The sequence below is a fragment of the Streptomyces sp. NPDC002690 genome, assembly GCF_053592415.1.
In genome coordinates, this window is the sequence record NZ_JBSFVR010000528.1 from 1 (window position 1) to 3,674 (window position 3,674).

The window sequence follows — 3,674 nt, forward strand, 5'->3', positions numbered from 1 at the left end:
GGCCGACCCGGGTCGGCCCACACGTACGTCTCCCGCGACGGCGCAGGGGTGCTCAGCCCTCCACCGGGTGGCCGCCGTCGCCCTCGACCACGACACGGTCCTGGCCGGCCGTCTCCGTGCGCTCCACCATCGTGACGTCGACCTCACCGTCCCCCGTGGTGTCGAACTGGTACAGATCAGCGGCCCCGTCCCCCGTGGTGTCCGTCATCCACACATCGGGCTTGCCGTCACCGTTCGTGTCCGCCGCCAGCACCACATGGTGCAGGTTGCCCTGTGTCTCCACGACTTCTTCGATTCTGTCCATGCCGGTCGCCTGCCCCTGGCGCTCCGGCGGAAACTCGGTTCCGCACACGCCTGTTCGTCCGGCGCGGCGCACGCGGTCACGACGCGCCGCGTACGGAAGAGGGCAGCCGCCGGTTCGCACGCACTATTTACATCGATGTACACACCGCTTTACCGTGGCGCTGTCAGCAGGTTCGCCCCCCTTCTCGTGCACCGCTGCCCGTATCGGCGCTCCCCCGTGCACGAACCCGAAGAGACGACAGCCGCGGCCCGCACCCGCAGGCCACCCTGTCGCGCCCCCACGCCTTCAGGAAGGAACCCCGTGCTCTTTTCCTTACGTCGACCGCCCCGCCGCACCCCCTTCTCCCTCTCCGCCCGGACTCCACGCACGGTCTCCCCGGCCGGCGGTCACCGCGCCGACCGGCACGTACGCGCCGTCGTGGCGGTCGTGGTCGCGGTACTGGGCGTCGCGCTCACCGCGGGCGGCGCGTGGGCCGCACCCGCCCCCCTACGGCCCGTCGCCTCCGCACCCCCGGAAGCCGGTCCCCCGGCGGCCTCCCTCTCGGCCACCGGCACACCCCTGGGCAGCGGTACGGGCCTCTACCCCCGTGCCATCCGGCAGGAGCACAGCGGCGGGGCCAACGGCCGGGTGCTCGCGAGCGTGGTGACCTTCGACGGGAACAACGGCATCGGTGCCATCCACGAGAGCACCGACGCCGGAGCCACCTTCCGGCAGGTGGGCAGGGTCGCCGACCCGGAGTCGGCGAACGGGCAGGGTCTGTGCTGTTCCACCCTGTTCGAGCTTCCGCGGCAGGTCGGGTCCTTGCCGGCGGGCACGCTGCTGTGGGCCGCCTCGGCCGGGCAGGACGAGCCGGACCGGCGGATGGCTCTGCGTGTCTGGCGCAGCGGTGACGTGGGCCGCACCTGGTCCTACCTCTCCTCCTGCGCCACCGCGTCAGGGACCGGTGGGCTGTGGGAACCGGAGTTCTCCGTGGCCGCCGACGGCGCTCTCGTCTGCCACTACGCCGACGAAACCGATACGGCCCACGCGCAGAAGCTGTCGGCCGCGCGCAGTTACGACGGGATCCACTGGCAGGACCGCCGCGACACGGTGGCCAGCGCCTGGCAGCCGGACCGGCCCGGCATGCCCGTGGTGCGCACGCTGCCGAACGGCACGTACCTGATGAGCTACGAGATCTGCAATCCGGGCGGGCAGTACCAGTGCGTGGTGCACTACCGCACCTCTCCGGACGGCTGGGACTGGGGATCGCCCACGTCCCTGGGGTACCGCCCGGAGACCGTGGACGGCAAGTACTTCCGCGCCGCGCCCACCATCGCGTGGGCTCCGGCGCCGGGCGGCGGGCCGAACGGCCGGATCCTGCTCGTCGGCCAGCAGCTCCTCAACCGTGACGGCACGCCCGCGGCGGACAGCGGGCGCACGATCCTGGCCAACACGGAGAACGGCACCGGCCCGTGGTACGAGATCGAGGCCCCGGTGCGGGTCTCGGCTCCGACCGCGACGTACTGCCCGAACTACAGCTCTCCGCTGCTGCCCTCCGCCGACGGGCGCACGGTGCTGGAGATCGCGACGGACTGGGACGGCTCGGTCTGCCGTCCGTACGTGGCGACCGGTTCGCTCACCGGCAGCGGCGACGCGGCCGGGGTCGTGGACGGGGCGCGGTACCGGCTGGTGAACGCCAACAGCGGGCACTGCCTGGACGTGGCCGGCGACTCCCGCGCCCCGGGCGGCAACGTCCAGCAGTGGACCTGCAACGGCCTGGGCCCGCAGGAATGGGTCCTGCGGGCCCACGGCGCCGGGTACTTCACGCTCACCGCCGGGAACAGCGGTTACTGCCTCGACGTGGAGAACGGCTCCGCCACCCCCGGTGCGAACGTCCGGCAGTGGTACTGCAACGCGCTGGCGGCGCAGGACTGGCGGCTGGAGAACGCCGGGCGCGGTTACTACCGCCTCGTGGTGAAGTCCGCCGGCCAGTGCCTGGACGTCGCCCAGGGTTCGCGTACGGCGGGGGCCAACGTGCAGCAGTGGACCTGCAACGGCCGGCAGCCTCAGCTCTGGCAACTCCAGCGGGTCTGAGACAAGCGGGTGCCCAGCCCCCGAAGAGGGCTGGGCACCCGTCCGTCCGGGCCCGTCAGCCGGCGTCCGGCTCCTCGAAGGCGGCGGGCCGCAGTTGGGCCTCCCGGACACGGGCGATGTCGAGCTTGGTGCCGCGGTCGAAGCGGTAGACGCCGTTCTGTTCCTGGAACACGTCGGTCAACTGGGTGTAGCAGTAGCCGAACATGTCCGGGTCGTCGAGCAGGGCTCCGGTGAGGCCGGCGAAGCGCTCGTGGAACTCCTCCTCGGTACGCACCCGGTCGCCATAGCCCCAGGACACCGTGCGGTCCGCGCCGGACTGCCCGGCGGCGGCCTCGGGGTCCCACCAGATCCCGCCGAACTCGCTGACGAAGTACGGCTGTCCCCGGTACGGCTGGGAGTAGTCGGCACCGTTCTCGTACGTGTTGACGAAGGGCTCGCCCTTCGCGAGTCCGGAGACGAGCTCCCGGAAGGCGGCGGGATCCTGTTCGTAGGTGTGGGAGTCGTAGACGTCGGTCTCCAGGACCCGGTGGGAGTAGCCGGAGGCGTCGATCACGGGACGCGAGGTGTCCATGGCCTTGGTGGCGAGGAACATCGCCCGGGTCACGTCGTCGAGTTGGGTGATGCGGTCGTGGAGCTTCTGGTAGGTCTCGTTCAGCGGGCACCAGCCGACGATCGAGGGGTGGGAGTAGTCGCGTTCCACGGCTTCGAGCCACTGGGCGACGAAGGAGGCGTCGGGGCGCTGGTTGTCGCCGGAGGATCCGCCGACCTCGCAGCCCCAGTCGCCGAACTCGCCCCAGACGAGGTATCCGAGCCGGTCGGCGTGGTAGAGGAAGCGCTCCTCGAAGACCTTCTGATGCAGCCGGGCCCCGTTGAAGCCGGCCTCCATCGCGAGCTCGATGTCGCGGACGAGGGCCTCGTCGGTGGGCGCGGTCATCAGGCCGTCCGGATACCAGCCCTGGTCGAGTACGAGGCGCTGGAAGCGCGGGCGGCCGTTGAGGAGTACGGCCTTGCCCCGGATCGCGACGGAGCGCAGACCGGCGTAGCTCTCGACGCTGTCGGCCACTTCGCCTTCCGTGTCGAGAAGTTCGAGCCGCAGGTCGTAGAGGAAGGGGTCCTCCGGGCTCCACTCGCGGCGCCGGTCCTCCGGGAGGGCGAGGTGCAGCCGGGGTGCGAGGTCGAGGTCGGCGCGCACCTCGGCCCGGCTCCAGCCTCTCGGCATGCTCCGACGACGAGCCGGCCGCGAAGAACTACACCGTGCCCACCACACTGTGCGGGGTCGCGGTCGACTCCGCACAAG

Annotated in this window: 2 protein-coding genes and 1 pseudogene; 1 reads left to right on the plus strand and 2 read right to left on the minus strand. The window is 71.4% G+C overall.

The genetic code is table 11. From position 1 onward, the window contains the following. Positions 1–52: 52 nt before the first annotated feature. Positions 53–304, minus strand: a complete 252-nt coding sequence (locus ACWD3D_RS34590; RefSeq protein WP_451464652.1) for a hypothetical protein — start codon at positions 302–304, stop codon at positions 53–55. A gap of 300 nt (positions 305–604) precedes the next feature. Between ACWD3D_RS34590 and ACWD3D_RS34595 the strand changes: the two genes are divergently transcribed. Further along, positions 605–2,377, plus strand: coding sequence for an RICIN domain-containing protein (locus tag ACWD3D_RS34595; RefSeq protein WP_451464653.1), 1,773 nt, complete (start codon positions 605–607; stop codon positions 2,375–2,377). 55 nt (positions 2,378–2,432) lie between these two features. Here ACWD3D_RS34595 and ACWD3D_RS34600 read toward each other — a convergent pair. Continuing rightward, a pseudogene (locus ACWD3D_RS34600) lies at positions 2,433–3,578 on the minus strand (glycoside hydrolase family 2 TIM barrel-domain containing protein); the annotation flags it as partial. Between the last annotated feature and the right edge of the window lie 96 nt (positions 3,579–3,674).

Coding starts and splice junctions, on each gene's coding strand:
- ACWD3D_RS34590 (WP_451464652.1), bottom strand. CDS start 304: ATGGACAGAATCGAAGAAGTCGTGGAGACACAGGGCAACCTGCACCAT.